Genomic DNA, 1,338 nt, shown 5'->3' with positions numbered 1-1,338 from the left:
TTCCAACATTCCCTACGGCAAAGTGTCATTAACCCGTCGTGAGCGCAGATTATTTCATGTGCTGTTCAAAGGTGATCGGCTTGTCTGGTCAGGCCTTAAGCCTGTACAGGAGGTGGCTTATGTGTAATAGCTCACTTCCAGCGGCTTATATTCACCCTCAAGACAAATTAAATGTCATAGCGACATTGCTTGAGACGATGGAATATTTATTTAGCGATCCGAAGTCACAAGACATTGCTTTCGCCCTACTCGAATATGCCAGGGACTTGGCTAAATCTCGTCAGGATTTAGAGGAGGTGACATTATGAATAGCGCTTATGTCAATAATGACAATCTTCTTCACTATGCAACCATAACGGCATCTTTGCTTAATTGTATCAATCAGATAGCAGTAGAAAAGGATAATAGCCTAGCCTTTTATCTATCTGATTTAGTGTTTTTGGCGTCTGAAAGGGCTAATACCCTCGTGACCATGCTAGACATGGGTAAGGAGGGACAACATGTCTAATTTTGTCGCTATCCATAATCGGGCGATGCCTGTTGTGGAGTACCAAGGTAAGCGTGTTGTTACTTTTGCCATGATTGATAAGGCACATGATCGCCCTAAAGGAACTACACGAGTCGCATTTAACCGCCATAGAGAACATTTTGTCTATGAGGAAGATTATTTATCGATTCCAGTATCTCTAAAGTATCAATTAGATACTTTAGGAATTTCTGTGCCAAACAGGGGGCTAACGGTTCTAACTGAATCAGGTTATTTGTTAATCGTTAAGTCATTTCGTGATGAGCTTTCTTGGAAAATACAAAAAGAGCTAGTCAATGTTTATTTCCGCCGTAACACCTTAGGTGAACTCCGTCATGTTGATATTCCTTCGCTTGAAGAGTTAAGCCAGATGAAACCGGAGGAAGCGCAACATCTTGTCGTTAAGGCAGAGAAGGACTCTTATCTTGGTCATGGTAAGCCAGGCAGTGCAGCGATGACCCTACGCCGTAGAGAGCTTAAGCGCCTTCGTCCAGCCATCAAAACCGTTATTGAACTTTCCCAACTGTCTATCTGTGATTTAGGTGATTTCACCAAGGGGGTACATCATGGCTGATATTCAGCATTACCTCATAGCGGATAATTTACAGGCGATGAGCACTAAAGATCTAAGAGAAATGAAAGGTGCTTGTGAGGCAGGGTTTGATGGGATTATGTCAGGGCTAAAAGCCTTTGGTGAATGCGCATATTGGGCATGTAGCAATGAAAACTATGCCGATAGTCAGGCGAAAGCGGATTTATGCCGGATGAGTGAGGCGTTGATGTGCTTACCTAAAATTGCTCAGGCACTCATT

General features: G+C 43.0%; 4 protein-coding genes. All 4 read left to right on the top strand.

The window, feature by feature from the left end; all coding sequences use genetic code 11:
• Positions 1 to 119: 119 nt before the first annotated feature.
• Positions 120 to 308: a hypothetical protein gene (locus tag G468_RS0118060; protein ID WP_026824156.1), complete on the top strand. Its 189-nt coding sequence runs from the start codon at positions 120 to 122 to the stop codon at positions 306 to 308.
• Positions 305 to 508, top strand: a complete 204-nt coding sequence (locus G468_RS0118055; protein ID WP_026824155.1) for a hypothetical protein — start codon at positions 305 to 307, stop codon at positions 506 to 508. Before G468_RS0118060 ends, G468_RS0118055 begins: the two co-directional genes overlap by 4 nt.
• Positions 501 to 1,100 (top strand): ORF6N domain-containing protein, encoded by a 600-nt coding sequence (locus tag G468_RS0118050; protein ID WP_026824154.1) that lies wholly within the window; start codon positions 501 to 503, stop codon positions 1,098 to 1,100. Before G468_RS0118055 ends, G468_RS0118050 begins: the two co-directional genes overlap by 8 nt.
• Positions 1,093 to 1,338 (top strand): hypothetical protein (locus tag G468_RS0118045; RefSeq protein ID WP_026824153.1); only part of this gene is annotated, 246 nt, incomplete at its 3' end. The genes G468_RS0118050 and G468_RS0118045, both read left to right, overlap by 8 nt.

The sequence above is a fragment of the Arsenophonus nasoniae DSM 15247 genome (genome assembly GCF_000429565.1).
Lineage (GTDB): Bacteria > Pseudomonadota > Gammaproteobacteria > Enterobacterales > Enterobacteriaceae > Arsenophonus > Arsenophonus nasoniae.
This window is presented reverse-complemented; position numbering and strand designations above follow the sequence as displayed.